Origin of the sequence: Actinoplanes sp. NPDC048796 (assembly GCF_040650035.1) — a bacterium.
GTDB lineage: Bacteria > Actinomycetota > Actinomycetes > Mycobacteriales > Micromonosporaceae > Actinoplanes.
Map to the genome: position 1 here is coordinate 412830 of NZ_JBEZGO010000002.1, position 23871 is coordinate 436700.

The window sequence follows — 23871 nt, forward strand, 5'->3', positions numbered from 1 at the left end:
GCCCACGACGGCCTGGCCCGCACGGTCGCGATCCACACCGACCTCGAAGTCCCCGAGGCCGCCCTATCCTGACCGGCATGACTCTCCCGAGCGCGTCCGACCCCGCCACCCGTGACGTGATCGCGGCCTTCGAAGCTGCGCGCAGCCGCCTGTTCGGGCGTCTCGACGGCCTGACCGACGCCGAATACCTCTGGGAACCCGTCGCCGACAGCCTCAGCATCCGCGCCGGCGACGACGGCATCTTCCGCGTCGCCGAACTGATACCGGAGCCGGTCCCGGGCGTTCCGGACCCGGTCACGACGATCGCCTGGCGCATCTGGCACATCGGAAGCCTGTGCCTGCGCGGCTACGTGATCCACTTCTTCGAGGACGTTCCGGATCTCGGCGACCGCCACGAGTGGCCGGGCACGGCGAAAGAAGGCGTCCAGGCGCTCGCGAAGGACTGGGAGAACTTCACCACCCGCATCGCCGCCCTCGGCGACAAACGCCTCCTGGCCCCGATGGGCGTCGGCCCCGGCACCTGGGCCGACGAGACCTACCTGAAGCTCACGCTGCACGCCTTGCGCGAGGTCGCCCACCACGGCGGCGAGATCGGCCTGCTCCGCGACCTGTACCTACGCCAGGGCTCCTGATCCCGGCGCCCGCCGCTACGACGCCCCCGGCTCGCGCTGTCCGCGAACGGGTCGCTCCGCGCCGCTCTGATGGAGCCGCATCCCGGCGACCCCCGTCAACGCGCGCTCACCGGGATCAAGCTTTCGTTCGGCCTGCCCTGGGCCGGGTCGACGCGAGGACTTGCAGGCCCAGCGGGGTGAGGGTGTGCCGAACGGCTCGGCCTGCCCGCCGGGTGGCGGCCAGGCCGGCGGCCCGCAGCGCGGAGACGTGCCCGGACGCGGAAGCGACGCTGATCCGCAGATCCCGGGCCAGCTCTGTGGTGCTGCGGCCGGTGATCAGGGCGCGCAGCACCCGGGCGCGGGTGGGGCCGACGAGCGCGGCCAGCGGGTCCTCGTAGGGCTCCACCCAGGACGCGGGGGCGGGGTGGATCGGGTAGGTCAGCGTCGGCCAGCCGCCCGCCTCCGCGATCACCCCGGGGCGGCTCCAGAACACCGATGGCACCAGGCGCAGCCCGCGCCCGCCCAGCCGGACCTCGCCCTCGGCGGGCGAGCGCACCTCGAGCACCGGCGGCGTCCAGTTGATGTCCGGGCCCAGGGTGGCCAGCGCCGCATCGACGCCGTCGGTCAGGATCAAACCTGCGCGGTGCGCGAGCTCGGCGCGCAGCAGCGCGTCGACGGTGGTCACCGTGGGTGCGATACAGATCCGGTGGTACGCCTCCAGCGCGTCGGCGAGTCCGACCAGGGTCCGGCGGTGCGCGTCGTCGATTCCCCGCAGCTCGCCGCAGGCCGTCGCCGCGCCGGTGGCACGTAGCGCGTCGGCGAACCGGTCGGTGGACCATCCGCTGTATCCCTCCGGGGTCAGGAAGTCGGGGACCAGGCCCTCTGGCGGGATCACGTCGAAGAGGGCGGCCGCCGCACCGCGTACCCGGGGCCGGACGGTCTGCCGCCACCGGTCCAGGAACGGCCCGGACACGGGCTGCCGCAGCGCCTGCACGCTACCGATGGTTTCCGCATGCCAGGCGATGTCGAAGATGACCCGGCCCCGGTCGGCGGGTTCGAACAAGAGGCGCAGCATGTTTCGACCCTGCCTGAAAGGATCGCGTACGTCGATCCCGGCCCCGGATCCTGACCGCCATGAGACACGCACGCCTGTTCAGTGCCGCGACCATCGTCGTCGCGGCCGCCATACCCGCCGTGCCGGCGTACGCCACCCCGGACGCGGCCACGGCACCCGCCGCCGGATCGACCTCCGCCGCTTACCCGCCCGCCGGGCCGCAGCCGGTCGCCTACCAGGTCCGGCTCTCGGCCGACGACACCGGCGCTACCTGGCGCGGCCATCAGCGGGTCGCCTTCGTCAACAACGGCTCGGGCCCGCTCGACACCGTCTGGCTGCGGCTGTGGGGCAACGGCCCGGACGGCTGTACGACTACCCCGGCGATCGCCGTCTCGGCCCTCGAGGGCGGCAAGGCCGGCCCGCTCGCCGTCGGCTGCACGGCGCTGCCGGTACGCCTGAGCCGGCCGGCCGCACCGGGAGGAGTCGCCGCGGTCGCCTTCGACTTGACGATCCGGGTGCCGGAGCGGGCGGACCGGTTCGGCCGGGTCGGGCCGTACTCGTTCCTCGGCAACGCCCTGCCGCTGCTCGCCGTACGCGACGAGCGCGGCTGGCAGCTTCCCCCGTACGTGGCGAACGCGGAAAGCTTCTACTCGCTGACCAGCAACTTCGCCGTGTCCCTCAACCACCCGAAAGAGCTCGCCGTTCCGGCCACCGGAACCGTGCTGGCGGAGAAGCGGAACGGCGGCCGCACCACCACGACGATCACCGCGCCGCTGGTGCGCGACTTCGCCTGGGCGGCGGGGCCGTTCCGCCGCGCCGAGACGCGCACGGCGACCGGTGTGCGCCTGCGCACCTGGTACACGCCGGACGTGACCGCGGAAACCGCCGCGGAGGTGCAGGGGCAGGTCGCGCGGGCGATGGAGTTCGCGGCCGGCGAGTACGGCCCGTACCCGTACCCCGAAATGGACACTGTGATCGGCGGCTTCGACGGGTTCAGCGGGATGGAGTACCCCACCCTCATCCTGACCGAGCCGGCCACGCTGCCGGCCGTGCACGAGGCCGCGCACCAGTGGTGGTACGCCCTGGTCGGCAACGACGAGTACGCCCATCCTTGGCTGGACGAGTCGCTGACCCAATACACCACCACGAAACTGCTCGGCATCCCCGACTACTGCGCCGGCGCACCGTTCTGGTTCTCCGACAGCATGCGCGTCGACGCCGGAATGGACTACTACGACACCCGCCGCGACGAGTACGTTCCCGCCGTCTACGGAGACGGGGCCTGCATGTTCCACGAGCTGGAGGCGCTGATCGGCGGCGACGCGATGCGTACCGGGCTGCGGCGCTACTTGGCCGCTCAGAAGTTCGGCGTGGCGCGGCCGGCGGAGTTGCGTGCCGCACTGCAGTCGGCGACGACGGTGGACCTGGGCGACTTCTGGCTCCGCTGGCGCAACACCGCCGACTGAACCGCTCTGGAATAGGTTTTCAACGCTTGAGCAGTTCCTCGCTCAGTTCCCAAAGGCGCTGTGCCGATTCGGGGTCGAGCGCGTGCGGGGCGGCGTCGGACGACATCACTGGCTTTTCGCCCACCGGGGTCGGGCCCCACGGGGTGGGGTCCACCGGTGCCACGTCGCTGTTCTTCAGATAGACCCCGCCGACGCCGTCGAGCAAAGGGCTGGTCGCACCGAACACTATGGTCGCGGCGGCCTGCCGCGGGGTCTTCTTCTCGTGCTCGGGGTCGATGATCGGTTGGCCCTGGTCGTCGACCAGCTCCATGGCCCGCAACTGGGCCATGCTGAAGGTGCCCTGTTCCATGTGCGCCAGGGTGGACGCGACGGAGATGCCCGGATGCACCGAGAAGGCCCGGATGCCTTCACCGCCCCAGCGCCGATCCAGTTCCACCGCGAACAGCACGCCGGCGGTCTTCGTCTGCCCGTACGCGAGGTTGCCGTTGTAGCCCCGCGCGAAGTGCAGATCGTCCCAGCGGATGTCGCTGGTGCGGTGCGCGCCGGAGGAAACGTTGACAATCCGGGCGCCCCGCGCGGCGCGCAGTGCCGGATGCAGGGCCGACGTCAGCTGGAAGTGGCCGAGGTGGAACGCGGCGAAGGATGCCTCGTAGCCACGGGCGTCCAGGGTCAGCTTGCCGTACCCGTTGCCCGCGTTGTTGATCAGAATGTGCAGCGGCCGGCCGGAGTCGAGGTAGCGGCCGGCGAAGGCGTCTATCGAGATCGGGTTCAGCAGGTCGAGTTGGCTGGTCTCGACACGGTCGATGCCGGCCAGCTTCGCCGCAGCCCGCCCCGGGTCACGAGCGGCCACCGTGATCGATGCGCCGGCCTTGCTCAGCGCGTGCGTGGCCTCGAGTCCGAGCCCACCGGCGCCGCCGGTGATGACGATGTTCTTGCCGGTCAGATCGATACCGGCGAGAACATCGTCGGCCGTCGACGCCGGGGTGAACGGGGTGCCGAGGGGGTGCTGCTGGTCGGTGGTCATGGCCTTACTGTGCACGTGACCATCCGTACTATGAATGCTTGAACATCCGCATATTGTTCGCGATAGTCCGGGCATGGACGAGCTCTCCGAGGTTTTCGACATCATGGAGGCACGCGGCCAGGTGACGGGTGTGTTCGCCGCGCAAGGCCGGTGGGTGGCTCGCGCGCACGGGGAGAGCCTGCTCAAGCTCACGGTGATGGTGCGCGGCCAGGCCCGGCTGTCCGCCGACGGTCTCGACGCTCCGCTGCTGCTCGAGCCGGGCGACGTCGCGATTTTGAACAGCCGTTCCTGGCTTGAACTTCAGGGAGGCGCCGGCGACGGACCGCCGCGGGAGATCGAGCCCGAGGTCACCGACCCGGCCGGTGCGATCGCCGCCGCCGGCCCCGACGGCGATCTCGTGGTTGGCGGTCGCGTTCTGCTCAACCCGGCCGGACAGGCGCTGCTGCTGCAGGCGCTCCCGCCGGTTGGCCACGTCCGCGCGTCGGCGGCCGAGGCACCGCGGCTCCGCACCATCGCCGACCAGCTGGTCGGCGAACTGGCGGGCGAGCGGATGGGATCAGATTTCGCCGTACGCCAATACGCCCAGCTGCTGCTGCTCGAGGTGCTCAGAGCGTACGTCGGACAGACACCGCTGCCCGCGGGACGGCTGCGCGTGCTGACCGACGAGCGCCTGCGCCCGGCCGTCAGCCGCATACACGCCGACCCCGGCCGAAACTGGAAGCTGGAAGAACTGGCCCGCGCCTGCGCGATGTCCCGCACGACGTTCACCGAACGCTTCCGCGCGGCCGCCGGCGTTCCGCCCCTGACCTACCTGAACGGCTGGCGCATGCTGCTGGCCCAGCGCGCGCTGCGTGACGCCGACGTCCGCATGCGCCCGCTGGCGGCAAGCCTGGGCTACACCTCGGAGAGCGCCTTCAGCACAGCCTTCAAACGTGAGGTAGGCGAATCCCCCCACCGCTACCGAACCCGCATCCGCAACACCGGCCCAAACCGCACCCAGCCGCTTCGACCGCAAGCCCACCCTTCACAGACAACCCCCGCACAGTAACCGCAACCCCCGACGCAATAAGCGCTTCCAGGGGCTCGGCCCCCGGAGAGAAATGACGGGAGGCCCCGGTCTGCGCCTCCCGTGGAGCTGCTGTCGGACTACTTGAACTCACAGACCATCTTCGCGTCAGCTATCCCCATCCGGGGTCGGCCGGGTCGAGCCCGGCGATCACGGCCAGCTCAGCGGCCGGCAGGTCCAGCGCCCGGGCCAACTTGTCGACCAACCGCCGTTCGGCAACCAACCGTCCGTCTTGAAGCATCCGGATAGTCGACATGGATCGCCCGGTCTGGCGGGCGACCTCAGCGAGCGGCACGCCACGCGACTCCATCAGCAGCCGAACAACCGCGCCGAACGGATGCGGCTCGGGCTCCCCCACCGGGGCCAGCGCCGGCCCGATGACCATCTCCCCGACCTTGATCTGCCACCGCAGAAGCCGATCCTCCAGCAGCCTGACCCGCGCCGAGAACGGCTGCGCCTCGTCTGTCCCCCGGCTCAGTGAGCCCGGCACAGTCACCTCAACAACCTGTACCTTCTCCGGCGCCAAAGCCAGCGACGTGGAGCTATGAACCGCCGGCCCCACGTCAGCCACCCGCCACGTCCGATCCCACCAGGGCAACCCACCAAGCAGCGAGGTGAAAAACGCCCCCAGCACAGTCTGGTCCCCGTGAACTGTCCCCGGATGGCTACCAGGCGGCCCCAGCAACGCCTCGATCAGTCCAGTCTCAAGCCGATCCCCGCTTTTCATCCGCCGGATGATAGGGCAGCCCAACCCGAAGAGGAGCGCAACCGCCAACCAGCGCACCGCGGGCTTCAGAGGGCTCGGCCCCTGAGCAGACAAACCGAAACGTCCAGGCAGTGGAGGTGGTGTCCGCGTACTCGAATTCAGCGCACACACCAGTAAGCGCAACCAACAGACACCGTGGGGTTTCAGGGGGCTCGGCCCCCTGAGCAGACATACCGAAACGGCCCCCGGCTCGCGCTTTCCGCGAGCAGGGGGCCGCCAGGCAGTGGAGATAACGTCCGCCTACTTGAACCCCTCTCACCGGATCGCACAGCTGCGCACAGCGATCGGCCCTACCGCAGCCGGATGCAGCGATCGAGGTAAAGAATCTTGACACCTGCTATACCTTCGCCCAGCAAACAATTTGAATCAAAATGCCATCCCTCACCCTCTTTGCCTGGAAGCCGCCGCCGGTGGCCGACTGCCGTATGGTTACGCACGCGCCAGCGTCCTCGGCGTCCCCGAGGCGAGCCTGCCGGACCAAGCCAGGGAGAGTGATGCATGGGAACGTCCACTTTGACCAGCATGGCGATTGTAAAGGTCAATTACGACCGTTTCGGCAAAGACCTCCTCGACAACTTCGTCCCATTTGTCGCAGATCGCATCTACCACGCCGATCAAGACGCTGTGTCAACGCCCGAAATACGAGAAGCGGTGCGTCAGGAATATGGGATTGCAGTCCCTTTGGCCGCCCTTGGAACACTGATAAAAAGATGCGCACGGAACGGTCTACTGCGTCAAGAAACTGGCATTTATATTCGCGAGAAAGACCGACTTGCCGAGTACGATCTGACGCCGGCTCGGCGTACCGTTGAGCGGCAACATCAAGCACTAATTCAGCTCGGCATCGAGTTCGCAGCTCAGCAATACGAAATTTCACCCACCGAAGCAGACTTTGAGGCTGCGGTGCAGTCTTTCATTCGGCAGAACTCGGCCCCCTTGCTCGCAACGGTAATCGACGGGCAGCCCATTGCGAACCTCGTCGAAGAAAAAGATGGACCACTCAAGTACGTTGTGCCGGCTTTCGTCGCCAATCTCGAAAGTTCCGATACTGAAGGGTTCTCATACTTTACTGAAGTCGTTAAGGGATCGCTGTTGGCAAGTGCGCTCTACTTCCCCGACGTAAGCGCCGTAAATCGCAAATTCGATCGCTTGTCAATATACTTTGACACCACACTTTTACTGCGGGCCGTCGGCGCCTGCGGCCCCGAAAGGGAGGAAGCAGCCGTTGAAATGCTCTCACTGGCCCTTCGGTTAGGCGGGCAGCTACGTTGCTTTGAGCACACGCTCAACGAAATGCAAGGTGTGCTAGAAGCTTGCAAATCAGTTGTCAAGTCCGGCAACGCGAAGTATTTCGGAGAAGCGACAGAGTTCATGGTTGCGGACGGATGGGGGGTTTCTGACGTTATAACCCTCAGCGACAACTTGGAGACACGACTTAGAGCGCTTGGGGTGAAGATAACCGAGAAGCCGGAGCATGTAGAGCGGTTAACGCTCGACGAAGAGCGCCTCGAGAAAATCCTAATGGACGAAGTCCGTTATAAGAGCACCCCTGCGCTAAGGAGAGACGTCGACTCGGTTTCATCGATCTACCGACTGCGTCGGGGTAATGAATTCATGCAAATTGAAAGGTCGCGTGGCATCTTCGTCACCTCCAACTCCGCTCTGGTCCGAGCCGCAAGAAAATACGGGAAGATAGAACAATTTGATCGAGGCACAGTCCCGCTAGTAATCCCGGACCATTCGCTCGTGACGCTCATGTGGCTCAAGGAACCCCTGGCTTCGCCCGACCTTCCTGCAAGTCAAATCATCGCCGATTGCCACGCGGCGATGCAGCCAAAAGACGATGTTTGGCTCTTGGTGGTTGAAAAGATCGAGAAGATGGCTCGAACGGGCGACGTCTCGGAAGACGAATACACAATTCTAAGGCAGTCTATCCACGTCCGCTCAGTGATTATGGTGGAGATTGGCGAAGATCCGGAGGCGTTTACTGAGGGAACTAAGGATCGCGTTCTGGCGCGTGCGCAGCGGAATATCGCCCAACAAGCAATAGATGACGCGGCGATTCAGAGACAGCATCGCTCAGTCTTGTCATCTGAGCTTGCCGAACTTAAAGAGCAGGAGGCCGCGCGAGCGCGGCGACTCGACGAGCGAGCGCAAAACTATGCACGAACGATCCTTAACAGTGTCTTGGCATTGCTAGCACCATTAGCAATTTTCGGCGCCATTTTGACCGCGCCGTTTCCATCCGAGCGCACGGTTGGGGTTGGCGGCCTACTAGGCTTCGTAATCTCGTGCATCGTCGGGATTGCCATCCTCCTATCCGCATACGCCCTGGTATTCGGCGGCAGTCTTCGGGAGTATCTACGTCGATTCGAGAAGCATCTCTCGCGGAGAATCAGGAATATGCTCGGCTGAGCGCTACGGATACAGCGCCAGTCGGTTGACGCTCGACACGACTATTCGGCTCGCGTTCCAGTGACTGCCGCACGCTACCCATCCCCAACACCCTGCCAGTCGGCCAGAGGTCGGGCCGAAAACTTCCACAAGCGGTGTGTCGCGGTCCACCGAACAACACTGCCGACCGCCGCCACCGTCAGGGCAGTCATGCCGTCTTCGCGTGGCTTGGTCTTGGCCGTAAGGACGTCTTGGCCGTGAGGACATAGCCGTCACCATGAAGGTCTCGCGACAGACGAATCACCCGGCATCTACCCTAGGGGGCTGGCGCCGAAGGCTGCAGCCTGCCCATGAGCTGAGCTGCAAGAACTACGGCGAGGCCAAGAAGGCACTCTTTACCCTATCCCCAGGCGACACCATCTTCTGTACGCTTTGGACGACGCGTGAGACGACCAAGGCGGTAGTAGACGTATGGGTGTAGCAGAAGACCTAGCTCTTCTCGAGGATCAACTTCATCTGGAGCGTAGGAAAGTTGACGTCGCGACTCACAATTTTTCCGTCCGCGAGCTAGTCCGGATGATAGCCGAGTCGGAGCTTAATGTCGCACCAGATTACCAACGTCAATTCCGGTGGGAACCGGACGGAGAGTCCACTTTCATCGAGTCGGTATTCCTGGGCCTTCCCATTCCTCCTATTTTCGTCGCGACCAACGTCGGATTCCAGTGGGAGGTAGTTGACGGACTTCAACGCCTTTCTACGCTCGTGCATTTTGTCTCCTCCAATCCGGCAGATCTGGCGATAATTGACCGGAAAGAACGCCTCGAGCTGCAAGGGCTTGAAAAGCTCAACCAGCTAAACGGGCTTGCCTATGAGCAGCTTCCCAAGAACTTGCAGGTTTACTTCGGCCGGCAACCGTTGCAGGTTGTTTCGCTCACTGACAAAAGTGATCTCCAAGTTCGATTCGACGTTTTCGCGCGTCTCAATAGGGGAGCCGTTAAGCTCACGCCGCAGGAAGTTAGGGCCTGCGTATACCAAGGAAGCCTAAACGACCTAGTTTCGAATTTAGCCACATTCGAGCCGTTCAGCGCCATGCTTAAGTTCAAAAAGGTAAACCAAAGCGATGGAACGGCGGCCGAGCAGGTCTTGAAGTTCTTCGCTTTCAAGAACTTCCGCGAAACGTACGATGGCAAGGTCGAACGGTGGCTGAATCGCTACATGGGTAAGGTCCAGGAGGACGGTTTCGATTATTCCGGGGAAGAAAATGCTTTCAAAAAAGCGACACTTCGTTTGAGTGAAATTCTCGAAGGTAAGCAATTCCTCCGCGCCGGCTATCCCACCAGTCCCCTCCTCCAGTTCGAAGCGGTATTGGTAGCAATCGCCGAGCTCCAAGCCGAGGGTAAGGAAGTCGTTGATCCCCCATCCGGGTGGCTCTCTGATTCAGAGTTTCGCGAGTCGAGTGGCGCTGGGTCGAATTCGCGAAGCATGTTGAACCGGCGTCTAAACCGAGCACGGGCGTTCCTCAGTGGCAACAATTAGTTCAGCCGCGCAGAACATAAGCGTCCAGCAAGAGCGGCTAGTCAAGCGCGCTCAGGGGCTGAAACGGCTCATTATATCCGTGCAGACCGCCGTAAGGGGAGCCCCCTCCTCTCAAGCCTTATTACTGCAAGAAGCTCGCGCCGCGGCGATCGTGGGAATAGTTGCAGAACTTGAAAGCTTGACGCGAACCGCGTTGACAGAACTCCATCAACATATCAACGACGCAGGGGTGCCAATAAGCACCATAGCGGCCTGCTTGCGTCAACTCGCAGCGCATGATGAGTTCGAGAGCCTTCGCACGCTTCAAGATGCGACTAAAGTATGGGAGAAGCGTGCATTTGCTACCAGCATGGATAGGCAACAGCGAGGAGCAAATCTGCCACTGCCGCGACGTGGCCCACTCCCGCCCATGGACGGCAGAACACCAACTCCTGGCTTGTACAGCCGAATTTGGGCAGTGTACGGCTTACACCGAGAGGTATTCCCTGTCGCCTCTTGGAGCGCATCGATCCAGAAGCTCTCCGGCCTCAGGAACGATGTAGCGCATGGCAACCTTCCGATTTACCAAATTTTCCAACAGCCGGCCGTCGACGTTCCCGATATCGAACGGTATATAGATGACGTCGAGGCGTTTGCGAGTCACTTCGTTGCAACGATTACCGATTACATCGACACCAAGCTTTACCTGATCAGATGAATCAATCGCTTACCGGGTCAGAACTACAGCACTTTCAGTAGCGGCGAAATTTTCACGATACCGCCGCGAGCGAGGATTGATTGCTGCCATCGTTCGCGGAACGTTGAAGTTGAGGCGCCGCCAAGCTGACCAACCGGCAGCTTTACTCATGTCACCAACCAAGGCCGGAAGATCAACATGAATATCCTTGTAGAAGGAGTCCTGCACGACTAGAACTGCCGGGCTACCCGCCTTAACTACGCGATGCAATTCATTGAGAGAAGTCCACATGCCCTGAAAGTATTGGGTGTAATACTTCCGGTAGTATGTAGCCGATGCCACAGAGCTGTGCGCCGTAACTCTTGCCAATAAATCGGCCGCTGCCGCACCCCATTGATCCGGACGAACGTCTGATGACAAACCCGCTATCGTGGGAGTGCCGATCATCTGATCGCGAAGCTGCCGGATGTCACCTTTCCCCAAGCCAAGAACCGCCAGCTCTGGGAGAGTGGCTTTGACGTAGTCAAGTCGTGTGCAATAAGGCGGCGACGAAACTACCGCATCTACGCTGGCAGTCTCGAGAGGCAGATTGATCGACGAGGCTACTTCAACACTCGCCATAGAATCCCGCGTGGGCAGCGGGATCTCTAGCTGGCCCTGATAAGGATTGCTGAGCTGCACTGCTTTGGCGAAGAGGTCATGAAGGTCGGAACGGGGCACGCCCAACCTACGACCAGATGGATTCTTGATCCACGAAGGATTTGACGGGACATACTTTTTGACTAGGTTCCGGACAGTGCGGAACAACGCAACATAAAACAAGGACGCTAGCGGCGAGTGCCGAAGGCTAGTGTCGTAGCCGATAAATCCTGAGTCAGAATCAGCGTCGATCAGGACTCGGCAAGTTGCCCGCTCCAGAGCGCGGATTTCTCCAGCCGTGACGGGACCGAACCAAGTACCAAGAAGATCACTGTCGTTAGACTTAACCCGCATTGAAGCTGCTCGATCACATATGTCAAGAGCGATCGGAACAAGGCTGTCGGCGACATCTGACCCGATGAGCCGAGCACGCCCAATGATGACCGCAGCCGGGTTCACATCGAAACCCCTGACGTTCAAGCCAGCCGCTGCCGCCGCTACAGTCGTCGTGCCCGCCCCGTTCCAGGGGTCAAGGACCACGCCACCCGAGGGCACCGCCAGGTGGCGAAGCATGTCCTCGACAAATTCCTGAGTGTAACCAGCGTAGTACCGATAGTACTGCCGGCTACCTGATCCCCCGAGCTTCGGACTGCGCACTCGAGCACGCTACATGGCGTCGACGTGCCTTGTCAGCTCGGCACGTTTGCGGCTGGCGGTTCGGCCATTCTGTTTTGGCCGGACCCGTAACCCGTCAATGTGGTTCTTGACGCCCAGTGGCCGCCGTCCTGGTCAGAGCAGAGGCCGGCGTCGGCCCTACCCGTGCCCGTGTGACACAACGTCCCAGAATGCGACGGTGGCGGCTCTCTGGAAGTCTCAGACGGCTCGAGCACGACTAGAAATGCCGAGACGTCCATGCAGACGTAGTCTGCCGCCGACGCTTGTCGCGGCAGCCTTCTTGGTAGCCGGTTGCTAGAGGCGTCCGTCTTGGGACACCGGCGGGTAAGACCCCAGCCGTCCGTGACTCGCTCCGGGCGGCTGGGTTGCCACCGATCGCCTAGTACTGCAGATGCTTGCGAAAACGGCCGGATGGCTGGGCAGCCAGCGACGCTTCGTTTCACGGACAACTGAAATGGGGGGCGGTCCTAGATGTCAGCCAGCGGCGCAAGTACCCAAGAGGAAGGCCGAAAGGTTCCCACCGTCAGTCGCCCGGTCGGCGTCTGGCGGGAACTGGACTCGCTAACACGTCGTCGAGTGGCTTAGTGCCCATCGAGCGCATCTCCATCGTGTCAAAGCGGACCCGCCGGGAGACCCTTCGAGGGCAGAAGGAGCAGGCCCTTCAGAAGATCAACAGGATGAGGACCGGTGAAGGGAATACGGAGATGACCAGCCGCGAAGAAATTGGCTTAGCGCTTAATCTCGCAAGCGGGCACATGAGCGCCGGGCACCCGCCGGTTCTAGTCGAGGTACCCCTTCTATCTGCAAGCCGCCGTGATGTCTTGGCGCGGGCCGAGACTTCGCTCTACGACCATCTCGTCGTCACGCCAGGGGGCTTGTGTGTCGGATGCTCGGAGCCTGAGCCGTGCCGTGCTCGGTACGCGGCGCTTGCTCTACTAAACAGCTATGGCGTTTTGCCACGTCGGCGCGCGGGAGTAGCAGGTGTCTACATGGCCGGCGGTACTGGTAGCTTCGACGGCTTTGCTACGGACCAGACGCGCTCGAATGAGGCCATGTAAGTCGAGACCATGCCTTCGTCACCGACGCGCTTGAGGTGCAGCACCGGCGCTTGGGCGGCGGGACGGCCGTAGATGTGGGAGTTGACGAGCATTTCGTCGTCGGCGCGGTAGGTCGAGTTGTAGAGCACGGTGTCGTGCAGTCGTAGGGCGATGCCGGGCTCATCGGCGAGCGGCTGGAGACTGACGAGCGCAATACGGATACGCGCGCTCATGCCGGCGCCGATGCGCTCCTCGACTCCGCGGCTGGCGATGTGCTCGCCGTCTGGATCGCCGAGGGCAATGCGTACCCGCACGCCATCCTGGGCCTTCTCGCGGAGCAGAGTAAGCACCGCGACGTCGTCGGCCAAGAAACTCGCGCTGTAGACGAGGATGTCGATCTCTCGCTCGGCCCGGCTCAGCACGCTTGACCAGGAGTCGGACGGTACAGCCGATCGGTGCGGGTAGACGATCCGGATCTCGTCAGCGGCCGCCAGCGGCTCGGAGGGGCGAGGCAGGCTCGGCCACAGGTCGTATGCCGACCATCCCGTCAGGCTGACCAGCGCGTCGCGGTGACGGGGATACGGGATACGACCGCTGCTGATCCAACGCTGGACTGTCTTGGGATCGACGCATAGCTGGGCGGCAACGTCGACGATATCGAGCCTGGCGCCGCTTAGCGCTCGGGCGAGCATGTGGTTCACGCATCCGCTCCCATCGCTGGGCGAGACAGCCATCCTAGCCAAGAAGTCCCTAGACGTCCCAGCCCGTGGTTCAGCGTCCGTCACTTGGAGTGAACACTTAGCGGAGAAGAGAGAATGGACGGAACGCCATGGAGAGCGACCCAGACGCAGCAAGATCGCCAGCGGATCGGCTGGCGCTTGCCTTGGAAGATGCAGGCTTCGACGTCGGCCAAGACTTCCCGGCCCTGAGCGACGCGATCGGCCACCAAGGGAACCCCGTCGTAAGAATCGGCGACGTCCTGCCAGCAGTCGCTGACCGGCTCGCTATGGCCTTGCGGGTTGACAACGGCGACAGGTGACAACCCCGACGCTAGGCTCCCTATGTGGATCAAGTCGAGGGCGCCCGTGACCTTGCGCAGCAGCTACTGGCCGAGTCGATCCCGCGCCGCTGGTTCCACAGCCAGGGCGTCGGGCGTAAGGCCGAGTCGATCGCGGCCCTGGTCCGCGATGACGGACCGGCCTTGGTCGCCGCCTCGTGGCTTCACGACGTCGGCTATTCGCCAGACCTGATCGTGACCGGCATGCATCAACTCGACGGGGCTCGCTACCTGCGTGATGTTGCGCGCGCTGATGATCTGGTTTGCCGACTGGTCGCTCACCACTCGTGCGCCTTTATCGAGGCTAGGAACCGCGGGCTAGGCGACCAGCTCGCGGACGAGTTTGCGCCCGTCGAGGGCATCCTCTCGGACGCCATAACGTACGCGGACATGACGACTACCCCCGACGGTGATCCCGTTGACGTGGAGCGGCGTCTCGCCGAAATCTTGGATCGTTACGGGCCCGATCACCTCGTGGCCAGGTCCATCAGCGAAGCAGGGCCGCTCATCACCCAGTCGGTTCAAAGGATCAAGTCTGCGCTGGCCAAGGGTTGACGTCACTCCGCAGGGGCGAGCGCTCCCTGCTCGTCGCGGCTCCACCGACGGCCGGCGCTGTCCAGGAATTCGATCTGTACCGGCTCGGGCTCGACATACGACCGAAGCCATTCCGCCGGCGCTGCTCGCTGGACAGTTTGGCCCGGAGGAACGAGGCCGACGAATTCTGACCGAGGTTCTTCGCCGTCGCGAGCAGGAAGCGGCAGCTCGACCTCGTAGATGGGCATCGCGCTCGCGTTGTGGATGTGAAACCAGAGCTCCCGGCCACCTTCGAGCCTCTGTGTCAGCTCGACCCACGCGCTGATCCGTTCGGCCTGCGAGCGACGTTCATCCTCGGCGCGGTCGGCCTCGCGCCGGTGCTCACGGCGCAGAAGCAAGAATCCGAGGACGAAAGCACCGACCGTACCGACCGCGGCAAAGACGTCCGCGAAGGCGCTGAGCCAGTCGCTATCCAAGGTGGATGTCGAGCGGTGAGGTGAGGTACTGGTCGATCCTCATACGCATCGAGCGGTCCATCGGCAACGCGTTGATCTCGGCCGGTGCCACCCATCGAACTTCGGTCGACTCGTCGCTCGGCGTCGGTGTCCCTCCGACGGGACGCGCGGTGAACACGACGGAGAATTCCTGCCGGGCCTCGTTGTTGCTGGTGTAGAGAATGACGTGGTTCGGGTCGGTGTATATGCCGACCAGCCCGGTCACCTCCACGTCGATCCCGGTCTCCTCGGCCGTTTCCCGTACGGCCGTGTCCGGCAGCGACTCGCCGAGGTCAATCCCACCGCCGGGTAGCGCCCAGTTGTCGTTGTCCGATCGGCGGATCAGCAGGATTGCGCCCTCGTCATTGACCACAACGGCATTCGCCGAGGGGACGACGCTGTTGGCCTTTGGCGCTTCAGGGTCGTTGTAGTAGTCGATGCGTCGTCCCACGTCGTCCTCATTCCAGCAGTGTCGCGGCATCCCACACGTGCTCGAAGCTCTCCGCGTAGGTCGAAACCATGGTCGCGCCAGCGACGCGCCGCAGGTGGAAGACCGGCGCCTCGGACGCCGGGAAGCTGTAAATGTGCGTGTTGACCAGCAGTTGTTCATCGGCACGGTAAATCGAGTTGTAGAGAACCGTGCGATGTAGCCGCAGCTCGACGCCCTCGATGCTGAGCAGGGGTCGGTACATCACGATGGCGTTCTTGATTTTCGCGGCCAGGCTTTCGATGCCCTCGTCGCTGTCGCGCTGCGCCACCACCTCGGATTCCGGATCGCCAAGGAGGATGCGTACACGTGCTCCCGCCTCGGCTTTCTTCCGGAAGATACGGCGTACGCCTGCGTCCTCGGACAGGAAAAGCCCGCTGTAGACCAGGACCCCGATCTCTGACTCGGCGTTGTCGAAGAAGTTGCGCCAAAGTTCAGACGGCACGGTCCAGCGATGCGGGTAGATGTTGATGATTTCGCTCTCGCTGGCGCTAGCGACCTGGTCTGCGCCGAGTGCTTCAGGCCAGAGGTACACCTCATCCACGCCGAGATGAGCAGCCGCCGCATAGCGATGGCGCCGATACGGCAACCGTCCGCTGATCCAGCGTTCGATGCTCTTCGGATCAACTTTGAGCGCTTCCGCAAGGGCCGCCGGGGTGATCCCACGTTGCAGCATCGCGGAGCGTAGGCGCTCGTTCGGCATCGTCTCCCCATAAAGGACGTCCGTCAGGCTGCCCACCCTAGGCCAGACATCTCGAACACGTCCAGCCATGACCTGATCACGTCCCGTCGCCTGGCCTCACTCTCAATGGCGTCGATGCGGCACACGCATCGCCAATCGAGAGGAGATCTGCAATGGGGATCCAACACTTCACGAGCGAGGCCCCTATCTGCCCGTGCGGCGCCCAGCTCGGGGCGGGCAACTCAACGCTCTGCCGCAAGTGCGCAGCCCGGAACCGCTGGATCCGCCGGCACCGGGCGCGCGGCAGCCACAGCGGCGCCGACAAGGGCATCCGTACGCGCCGGATTCGCAAGGACCGTGGCGCATGACGATCGAAGTCTCCGCCGTTGTCCTGCTCGGCGTCTTCGTCTTCCTGCTCTGGCGGTACGCCCGTCTTCCGCTATGGCAGGCGGCGATCTGCGCGGCGTTCGGTTACTACCTGGCCGCGTCTTCCATTGGCCCCACGATCGGCAACGGACTCCGCTCCCTGGCCCGGTTTATCGCCGGACTGGATCTTTGAAAGGAGGCATCACTCCGCCATGACCACCGAGCCGCGCACACCGCGCCCGATCCTCGACCAGGAGGCAGTTCTCACCCACCTTCACGATGCTCGACGCCACCAGACGCCTTCCGCGCTGTGGACCGTTGTGGGTGACGTCCCTGTCCTGCTCGCCGAGGTGGACCGCCTCGCCCGGCTGCTGAGCCGCACCCGGTGGGACTTCGCCAACCTGCTCGCCGCCGGACAAGCGACTCTCGCCGCCGACCAAGACGGCGAGTCCGACCCTCTGGCGTATCTCCGAGACGAGGTCGCCCAGCACCGAACCTGGGTGCCACCGGACACAGGCGAACTGACCCAATGAGGGCCTACGGACGCCGGCACCGCCGATGGAGCCGGCGAAATCCGCAACCGCTCCTGCTCCTGCCCGACGAACCGCTGTTCGTCGTCGCCCTCGCCACGATCGGTCGGGTTCTGTTTCGATACCGCTCAGGACTCGCCCCGTTCGCCGCCGGGCTCGCCCTCGCAGTTGCCGGACTCTTCCTCCACCACGCGCACCCCGAGCTTTGGCCCGTCGTCGCGCTCGTCGCGGCAAGCGCGGCCATGGCTTTGGGACTTCGTATCCGCCGGACCGCAGAACGCGTATACGCAGCAACAACAACGACCGTTGCGGGAGGCTGGCTCGCGACCGCAACCGCGGTTGGCCCCACTACCAAGCCTCTGCCGACTGTTCTCGCACTGGCCGTCGTGGTACTCAGCCTTCCTTGGTGGGCTCACCGCCGGCGGCGAGCACGTGTCCGCGTCGATCGGGTGATACATGCGTGGCCCGATCTGGCGGAGAACATTGGACTCGACGGATCGCGCATCATGTCGGCCGTCGTGGACACGTGGGGCTGGCGCGGCCGTGTGAAGCTCCGCGCGGGCCAAAGCGTCGCGGACGTAGTCGCCCGCGTCCCGGCCATCGAGTCGGCTTTGGGAACACGGCCTGGCGCCGTCCGCGTCGAGCAAGATCCGGCGCACGCCGGCCGCTGCACGATGCGTGTCCTCGCCGTCGATCCGCATGCCGGCGCGATCCCGTGGCAAGGGCCGACCGCACGCTCGCTGGCCGACCCGATCGACATCGGCGTCTTCGAGGACGCGACAACCGTCCGAATACCCCTGCTCCGAAGACATGCCCTGATCGGCGGCACAACCGACTCGGGCAAGAGCGGCGTTCTGAATGTCATCCTCGGCAACCTCGTCGCCTGCCCCGATGTCGTCCTCTGGGGCATAGACCTCAAGGGCGGCATGGAACTCCGCCCCTGGGCTGCTTGCCTTGGCCGCCTGGCCACCACACCCGACGAGGCAACCCAACTGCTCGCCGACGCCGTCGCTGTCCTCGAAGCCCGCGCACACGCGGCCAGCCACGACAACACCCGCGTCTGGGAGCCCACCCCGGAATCACCAGCGCTAGTCATCGTCATCGACGAGTACGCCGAACTCGCCGACACCGCGCCCGCCGCTGTCGGACACGCCGAGTCCGTTGCCCGCAGAGGCCGCGCGCTCGCCGTCGACCTGCTCGCCGCCACACAACGCCCAACTCAGAAGGCCATGGGGGGCGGGGCACTTCGTTCCCAGATGAGCATCCGAGTCTGCCTCCGAGTCCGAGAACGCCGCGACGTAGATCTCATCCTCGATAAGGGCATGCTCTCGGCTGGCTGGCACGCCCACACGCTCGACGCCCCTGGCAAGTTCTACGTCCTCGCCGACGGCCACAACCAGCCCCGACGAGCCCGCGCCTACCTCGTCACCGATGAGCACGTACGCGAGACCGCCGCCCGATACGCCAACACGCGACCCGATCTCGACACGCTCTCGCAAGCCGCGATCGACCAACCGCCCAGGGCGCTCGATCCAGCGCCAAGCCCGCCGAGCGACCCGGAACAAGCCCTACTCGCCGCACTCAACCTGGCACCTGAGAACGGACTCACCATCCCGGAACTCATCGACGCTACCGGGATGCGACGGACCTGGGTCTACGACCGGCTCCAGGCGCTCGCCGCCGCCGGCAACGCCCGGCAAGTCTCTCGCGGGCGCTGGCACGCCTAACCCCGATCGTCCGCGCGGACGTCCGTCCGCTCGCGCGCGTCTGCGCCTATCAACGCGTGGACGGACGACGGACGGACGACCGCGCGGACCGCAGCGCACGAGCCGAAAGGAGGCAGTCCATGAGCACCAACGAGAGGAGAAATCGCAGCATACGAACGTGCAAGCAGCCGAAAATCGCAAAAGCGCAGCTCAAGACGTCCCAAGACGTCCCAGCGCTCGAAACCCGCCAGCGACGCAAGGTGGCGGGTCACCAGCCACGATCGAAAGAATCGGCAAGTGAAGCGCGGGCGCCTCGGAGACGCGAGGTCGCCGTCAGCGAAGAGCTGCTAGCCCGCGCCCTGGCGATGATGGCGGACGATTTCGTCCGGCAGGCGAGCGGACCGGAAGGGATACCCGATGACTGAGACCCGCCGAACCACTCCCCGGAAACGCGCCTTCATCTATTTACGCGTCTCGTCGGCGGGCCAGGTCAACACCGACTACGACCCGGAGGGCATCTCACTCCCGGCGCAGCGATCCGCGATCCAGCGCCGCGCCAAAGAACTCGACGCGGACATCGTCGCCGAGTTCGTCGAGCCGGGCCGCTCCGCGACCACGGTCGATCGCCGACCGGTCTTCCGCGAGATGATGGCCCGGCTCAAGGCCGAACCGGACATCGACTACGTGATCGTCTACGCCCGCTCGCGACTGCACCGCAACAGCATCGATGCCGCGATCACGAAACGCGATCTCCGCAGCGCCGGCGTAGTCCTAATTTCGATCATGGACTACACCGAAGACAGCGCCATCGGTGATCTGGTCGCGACCGTGCTGGACGGCGTAAACGAGTACCAATCGCGAGCGTCGGGCGCTGACATCGCGTACAAAATGGGTCAGAAGATCATCCGAGGCGGCTCAGTAGGCCGAGCACCGATCGGCTACCTCAACGTCCGCGAGAACTTCGAGGGGCGAGAGGTCCGTACGGTCGCCGTCGACCCGGTACGCGGCCCGCTCGTGCGGACGGCTTTCGAGTTGTACGCAAGCGGCACCCACGGCTTCCACTCGCTGATCCAGACCCTCACCGACGCGGGCCTCCGCACCAAACCGACCAAGCGCTTCCCCGCCGGCACGCCGATCTCCATCAACTCCCTGGGAAACCTCCTCCGCGACCGCTACTACCTCGGCCTCGTGCAGTACCGCGGCCAGGAGTACCAAGGCCGACACGAACCGCTGGTCACGCCCGAAACCTTCGACCTCGTGCAGCGGATGTTGGAGACGCGGCGCGCTGGTGGCGTCCGTGAACGCACTCACAACCACTACCTCAAAGGCGCCGTCTGGTGCGCCCGCTGCCACCGCCGGCTCATGGTCATGCGGGGCAAGAGCAAGACCGGCGACCTGCACTTCTACTACTTCTGCCGCGGCCGGCAACTGCACTCCTGCGATCTCCCCTATCTGCCCATCGCAAAGGCTGAGGAAGCAGTGCTCGACAACTACGCCACAGTCGCGCTGCCCGTAGAACTTCGAAAGCGGATCACGGAGCTTGTCGAAGAGGCGATGATCGGATCGGCCGACGCGCAAGCTGAGGTAAAGGCGCGTGTCACGGCCCGCCTCCGAGAGCTGAACAGCAAGGAAGACCGGTTCCTGGATCTGATCGGGGATCCTGACTGGCCGCAAGAGAAGATCGCTACCCGCCTCCGGGACATCCGGGAGGAACGGAACAGGCTCTCCCGCCAGCTCGACGACGACCAGACCACCCGGCTCGACGCGGCCCGCGAGACCTTGATGTACCTCCTAGGCCTACTCGAAGATCCTCAGGAGCTGTACCGACAAGCGGGCGAGCGTGCCCGCCGCGTACTGAACGAGGCGTTCTTCGAGAAGCAGTACCTCGACACCGACGACCGTGGCCCGTACGTCGCGTCCGATGACCTCGCCGGACTGATAGAACCGCTGGTCAACCACGCCAGGAACGAAAGCGGCGCCGCCCATCTGGGCGGCGCCGCTGTGGGTTCAAGTAAGAACCCTCTCGTGGAGGTGCCGGGAATCGAACCCGGGTCCTTCGTTGCTTTGTCAGGGCTTCTCCGAGCGCAGCTCACTATGCCTCTACTCGGCCCTCCGGCTCACGTGAGCAAGTCCGGATGGCGGGCCCAGTCGTGTTTGATCTCGCCGCACAGTCCTCACGACTGGGACTGTTTGGCCAGCCTTCTAGCTGATGCCGGTGAACTGAGTCGAAGGCGATCTCAGACCGACAGACTTAGCTACTTACCTCAGGCGGCAAGAGCGAAGTCAGCGCGGGAGTTATCCTTGGCGCTTATAAGTTTCCGACGACCGATTCTCGAGACGACGTCGGCTTCCTCGGCTCGCTTCCCCTGTCTCCACGTACGAAGTCGAAACCAGTCACCCCCTTGTTGGGCCGCATAAATGCGGCATCCGAAAGTTTACCTCACGCTGCAAGATCCGCCCACGGCGCCGCAACCGGCGGGGCGGGCGTTGCCGCGGCCGCTCTTGGAGATCTGGTAGCCGAAGGTGACCGACCGGCCGGGGGCCAGCGAGCCGCCGCTGAAAGTGAGGCTGCTGCCGTCGCGGTTGCCGGCCGCGTTCCAGACGCCGCGCAGTTCCATGTCGGTGAGACCCGAGTGGGACACGGTGACGCGCCACTGTGCCGCTGCGTCTCCGTCGTTCTTCACCCGTACGAAAGCGACATAGCCCTGCTCCCAACTCGCCGTGACCGACAGTTGGGCCTTGATGTCGCTCCGGGCGGCCGGGGTCGTCGCGGAGGTGGCCGGCGCGGCGGGAGTGACGGGCGTCGTCGTGGCCGGCTTAGTGGTCGGCTTCCAGGTCGACTTCTCCGGCTGCGGGCCGGCGCTGGTGGACGTGGGCGCCGTCATCGAGGGCGTCGCCGACGGGGAGCGGGACGCCGACCGCGACGGGGAGGGCGAGGCCGATTTCGGCGCGGCCGACGAGGGCGCCGGCGGCGGCACCGGCGAGTCGGACACGACGAGCGGCACCTGCGGCATCGACGGCAGGGTCACCGACGGCTGCCGGGACGCCTCGGCCGGGCCGACCGCTCGCACCGCGATCCAGACGACCAGCAGGACCAGGATGGCGACGGAGAAGCTCAGAACGAACCGGGCGGGGCCGAACAGGCGCACGGAATGCTTGGACGGCAACGGCGAATCCCCCCGCGAAGATCAAAGAAGCGGGCGGAGCATACCTCAGCCGATGCCTTTCGCACGCCTGCCGACTGCCCGGTTGATTTCCTTCTGGGCGTCTCGTGCCGCCAAGTCCTGCCGCTTGTCGTAGCTCTTCTTGCCCTTGGCGAGGCCGATCTCGACCTTGGCGTACCCGTTGTTGAAATAGACCTGGAGCGGCACCAGGGTGACGCCGTCGTCGCGGAGCTTGCCGCGGATCTTGGCGATTTCCTCGCGGTGCAGGAGCAGCTTGCGGGTGCGGCGGGGCTCGTGGTTGGTCCACGTGCCCTGCGTGTACTCCGGGATGTGCATGCCGTGCAGGAAGAGTTCGCCGTACGTCTCCTGGCCGAACGCGTCGACCAGCGACGCCCGGCCGGCCCGCAACGACTTGACCTCGGTGCCGGTGAGCGCGAGGCCCGCCTCGTACGTGTCGAGGATCGTGTAGTCGTGGCGGGCCTTGCGGTTGGAGGCGACGACTTTGCGCCCCTGTTCGCGTGGCATGACCAGCGACCCCCTATGGACGAGTGTGAAACCAACCCGTCAATGTTACAGGGGTCAACAGAGGCACGACGGCAGGTAGTGCAGCGGGTTGCGCGGCACACCGTCGAAGCGGGTCTCGAAGTGCAGATGGTTGCCGGTGGAGGCGCCGGTGGTGCCGACCCGGCCGATGATCTCGCCGCGGCGTACGTACTCGCCGAGGTGGACGAGGATCGCCGACTGGTGGCCGTAGCAGGTCGTGAAGCCGACGCCGCTGATCTTCCCGTGGTCGAGGCAGGTGTAGCGGCCGTAGCCGCCGGCCCACCCGGCCCTGATCACCCGCCCGTTGGCCGCGGCGTGGATGGGCGTGCCGCCGCCGGCCGCGAAGTCGGACCCGGCGTGCAACTGCCACACACGGTAGTACGGGTCGTATCGCTGTCCGTAGTCACTGGACTTCCAGCCGTTCACCGGCATGAAGAGCCGCCCGCCCTCGTAGCGGGTCTCCCCCGACTTGACCGCGTACCCGCGCAGGGCCGACTGGATCCGCGCCTCCTCGGCCTTGGCCGCCTGGTAGCGGGCGAGCACGGCGGCCCGCTGGGAGTTCGCCACCCGCAACGCCTGGGCCCGGCTCACGGCCAGGTCCTGCAGCGCTTTGCGGGCCCGCTCGGCGGCCACCCGGGCCGCTTGAGCGGCCCTCAGCTTGGCCTTCGCCGCGGCTTCGGCCTCTTCGGCCTCGCGCTTGGCGAGTCCGGCCCGGTCTTGTTCGGTACGGGCTTCGCGCCGCGCCCCGACCAGGGCGTCCACCTCGCGTTGCTGTGTACGCATGATGTGCTCGACCAGGCTGAGCCGGTCCATCATGTCGGCCGGTCCGGTCGCGTCGACCAGCATGTTGATCCGGGCGACGTTGCCGCCCATGTAGCTGGCCTGGGCGATCTCGTCGACCCGCGACCGCGACTCGGCGACCCGGTCCTGCGCCTGCTGGAAGCGGCCGGCGACCTGGTCGAAGGCGGCCCGGGCGGCCTGGGCCCGGCGGGAGGCGGTGTTGGCCGCGGTGATCGCGGCGGCCACGGTCCCGCGCGAGGTGGCGACGCGCTGCTGGGCGCCGGGCATGGCCGCGGTGGCGGCTTCGAGGCGGCGGGCCGCGGCCCGGGCCGTCTCGGTGGCGTCCTCGAGCACGGCTTCCGCCTTGTGAACGGCGCGGGCGGCCTGGTCGGGGCTGCTGGGGTCGGCACGGGCCGCGCTCGGCGCCGCCAGCACGCTCGCGCAAATAGCCACGAAGGTAGCAATCCGGCTAAATGACCTCACGGAATGCCACCGTACTCGCCTATAACGCCCAACGGCCGCATTCCCCTGTAAAGGGAACGCGGCCGTCGTAGTGAAGGTGCGTCAGCTCGAATTAAGGGTGG

The 23871-nt window shown here is 64.9% G+C and carries 23 protein-coding genes, 1 other RNA gene and 1 pseudogene; 12 read left to right on the top strand and 13 right to left on the bottom strand.

The features are described from left to right. Positions 1–77 precede the first annotated feature (77 nt). Positions 78–632, top strand: coding sequence for a DinB family protein (locus AB0C26_RS10195; RefSeq protein ID WP_360244734.1), 555 nt, complete (start codon positions 78–80; stop codon positions 630–632). A 115-nt stretch (positions 633–747) separates the two neighbouring features. Here the strand turns inward: AB0C26_RS10195 and AB0C26_RS10200 are convergent, their stop codons facing one another. Next, complete coding sequence (locus AB0C26_RS10200) at positions 748–1686, bottom strand: winged helix-turn-helix domain-containing protein (protein WP_360244737.1); 939 nt, start codon at positions 1684–1686, stop codon at positions 748–750. 59 nt (positions 1687–1745) lie between these two features. On the opposite strand from AB0C26_RS10200, the gene AB0C26_RS10205 reads away from it, so the two are divergent. Then, positions 1746–3131, top strand: coding sequence for a M1 family metallopeptidase (locus AB0C26_RS10205; RefSeq protein WP_360244740.1), 1386 nt, complete (start codon positions 1746–1748; stop codon positions 3129–3131). Positions 3132–3150: 19 nt separating this feature from the next. On the opposite strand, the gene AB0C26_RS10210 is transcribed toward AB0C26_RS10205, so the two are convergent. After that, positions 3151–4155, bottom strand: a complete 1005-nt coding sequence (locus AB0C26_RS10210; protein WP_360244743.1) for an SDR family NAD(P)-dependent oxidoreductase — start codon at positions 4153–4155, stop codon at positions 3151–3153. Positions 4156–4228: 73 nt separating this feature from the next. Here AB0C26_RS10210 and AB0C26_RS10215 point away from each other — a divergent pair, with 73 nt between their 5' ends. Beyond that, positions 4229–5203 carry an AraC family transcriptional regulator gene (locus tag AB0C26_RS10215; protein WP_360244746.1) on the top strand — a complete coding sequence of 325 codons (975 nt, stop codon included), beginning with the start codon at positions 4229–4231 and terminating at the stop codon, positions 5201–5203. Between the two features lie 130 nt (positions 5204–5333). On the opposite strand, the gene AB0C26_RS10220 is transcribed toward AB0C26_RS10215, so the two are convergent. After that, positions 5334–5948 (bottom strand): helix-turn-helix transcriptional regulator, encoded by a 615-nt coding sequence (locus AB0C26_RS10220; RefSeq protein WP_360244749.1) that lies wholly within the window; start codon positions 5946–5948, stop codon positions 5334–5336. Between the two features lie 561 nt (positions 5949–6509). Here AB0C26_RS10220 and AB0C26_RS10225 point away from each other — a divergent pair. From AB0C26_RS10225 to AB0C26_RS10235, 3 genes are all read left to right on the top strand, one after another. After that, positions 6510–8402 carry a hypothetical protein gene (locus AB0C26_RS10225; RefSeq protein ID WP_360244752.1) on the top strand — a complete coding sequence of 631 codons (1893 nt, stop codon included), beginning with the start codon at positions 6510–6512 and terminating at the stop codon, positions 8400–8402. 450 nt (positions 8403–8852) lie between these two features. Then, positions 8853–9917, top strand: a complete 1065-nt coding sequence (locus AB0C26_RS10230; RefSeq protein ID WP_360244755.1) for a DUF262 domain-containing protein — start codon at positions 8853–8855, stop codon at positions 9915–9917. Then, entirely contained in the window at positions 9904–10614 is a 711-nt protein-coding gene (locus AB0C26_RS10235) for an MAE_28990/MAE_18760 family HEPN-like nuclease (RefSeq protein ID WP_360244758.1), read from the top strand. Before AB0C26_RS10230 ends, AB0C26_RS10235 begins: the two co-directional genes overlap by 14 nt. Positions 10615–10623: 9 nt before the next feature. Here AB0C26_RS10235 and AB0C26_RS10240 read toward each other — a convergent pair whose 3' ends face one another. Both AB0C26_RS10240 and AB0C26_RS10245 read right to left on the bottom strand, forming a co-directional pair. Continuing rightward, a complete protein-coding gene (locus AB0C26_RS10240; RefSeq protein WP_360244761.1) occupies positions 10624–11889 on the bottom strand; it encodes a hypothetical protein in 1266 nt (421 codons plus the stop codon). A 1003-nt stretch (positions 11890–12892) separates the two neighbouring features. After that, entirely contained in the window at positions 12893–13636 is a 744-nt protein-coding gene (locus tag AB0C26_RS10245; protein WP_360246505.1) for an XRE family transcriptional regulator, read from the bottom strand. A gap of 371 nt (positions 13637–14007) precedes the next feature. Between AB0C26_RS10245 and AB0C26_RS10250 the strand changes: the two genes are divergently transcribed. Further along, positions 14008–14556, top strand: coding sequence for an HD domain-containing protein (locus tag AB0C26_RS10250; RefSeq protein WP_360244764.1), 549 nt, complete (start codon positions 14008–14010; stop codon positions 14554–14556). Positions 14557–14558: 2 nt separating this feature from the next. On the opposite strand, the gene AB0C26_RS10255 is transcribed toward AB0C26_RS10250, so the two are convergent. From AB0C26_RS10255 to AB0C26_RS10265, 3 genes are read right to left on the bottom strand one after another with little or no spacing between them, the layout of a single operon-like run. Continuing rightward, positions 14559–15011 (bottom strand): hypothetical protein, encoded by a 453-nt coding sequence (locus tag AB0C26_RS10255; RefSeq protein WP_360244767.1) that lies wholly within the window; start codon positions 15009–15011, stop codon positions 14559–14561. Then, positions 15004–15480, bottom strand: coding sequence for an NUDIX domain-containing protein (locus AB0C26_RS10260; RefSeq protein ID WP_360244770.1), 477 nt, complete (start codon positions 15478–15480; stop codon positions 15004–15006). Before AB0C26_RS10260 ends, AB0C26_RS10255 begins: the two co-directional genes overlap by 8 nt. A 7-nt stretch (positions 15481–15487) precedes the next feature. Then, positions 15488–16255, bottom strand: a complete 768-nt coding sequence (locus AB0C26_RS10265; protein WP_360244773.1) for a helix-turn-helix transcriptional regulator — start codon at positions 16253–16255, stop codon at positions 15488–15490. Positions 16256–16562: 307 nt separating this feature from the next. Between AB0C26_RS10265 and AB0C26_RS10270 the strand changes: the two genes are divergently transcribed. From AB0C26_RS10270 to AB0C26_RS10290, 5 genes and pseudogenes are all read left to right on the top strand, one after another. Further along, positions 16563–16757: a hypothetical protein gene (locus AB0C26_RS10270; protein ID WP_360244776.1), complete on the top strand. Its 195-nt coding sequence runs from the start codon at positions 16563–16565 to the stop codon at positions 16755–16757. 19 nt (positions 16758–16776) lie between these two features. Then, positions 16777–17097: a hypothetical protein gene (locus AB0C26_RS10275; RefSeq protein ID WP_360244779.1), complete on the top strand. Its 321-nt coding sequence runs from the start codon at positions 16777–16779 to the stop codon at positions 17095–17097. After that, a complete protein-coding gene (locus AB0C26_RS10280) occupies positions 17094–18821 on the top strand; it encodes an FtsK/SpoIIIE domain-containing protein (RefSeq protein WP_360244782.1) in 1728 nt (575 codons plus the stop codon). The genes AB0C26_RS10275 and AB0C26_RS10280 overlap by 4 nt, the downstream gene beginning before the upstream one ends. Before the next feature lie 119 nt (positions 18822–18940). Beyond that, on the top strand, positions 18941–19225 hold the full coding sequence (locus AB0C26_RS10285) for a hypothetical protein (protein ID WP_360244785.1): 285 nt from the start codon (positions 18941–18943) through the stop codon (positions 19223–19225). Continuing rightward, positions 19218–20231 (top strand): annotated as a pseudogene (locus AB0C26_RS10290) (recombinase family protein); the annotation flags it as partial. The gene AB0C26_RS10285 and the pseudogene AB0C26_RS10290, both read left to right, overlap by 8 nt. Positions 20232–20597: 366 nt before the next feature. On the opposite strand, the gene AB0C26_RS10295 reads toward AB0C26_RS10290, so the two are convergent. From AB0C26_RS10295 to AB0C26_RS10315, 5 genes are all read right to left on the bottom strand, one after another. Beyond that, positions 20598–20759, bottom strand: a complete 162-nt coding sequence (locus AB0C26_RS10295) for a hypothetical protein (protein ID WP_360244788.1) — start codon at positions 20757–20759, stop codon at positions 20598–20600. 64 nt (positions 20760–20823) lie between these two features. After that, positions 20824–21202: a transfer-messenger RNA gene (gene ssrA / locus AB0C26_RS10300) on the bottom strand. Positions 21203–21235: 33 nt separating this feature from the next. Continuing rightward, a complete protein-coding gene (locus tag AB0C26_RS10305) occupies positions 21236–21967 on the bottom strand; it encodes a cellulose binding domain-containing protein (protein ID WP_360244791.1) in 732 nt (243 codons plus the stop codon). Positions 21968–22012: 45 nt separating this feature from the next. Beyond that, a complete protein-coding gene (gene smpB, locus AB0C26_RS10310) occupies positions 22013–22489 on the bottom strand; it encodes an SsrA-binding protein SmpB (RefSeq protein WP_360244794.1) in 477 nt (158 codons plus the stop codon). 54 nt (positions 22490–22543) lie between these two features. Then, positions 22544–23740 carry a M23 family metallopeptidase gene (locus AB0C26_RS10315; protein WP_360244797.1) on the bottom strand — a complete coding sequence of 399 codons (1197 nt, stop codon included), beginning with the start codon at positions 23738–23740 and terminating at the stop codon, positions 22544–22546. Positions 23741–23871 lie beyond the last annotated feature (131 nt).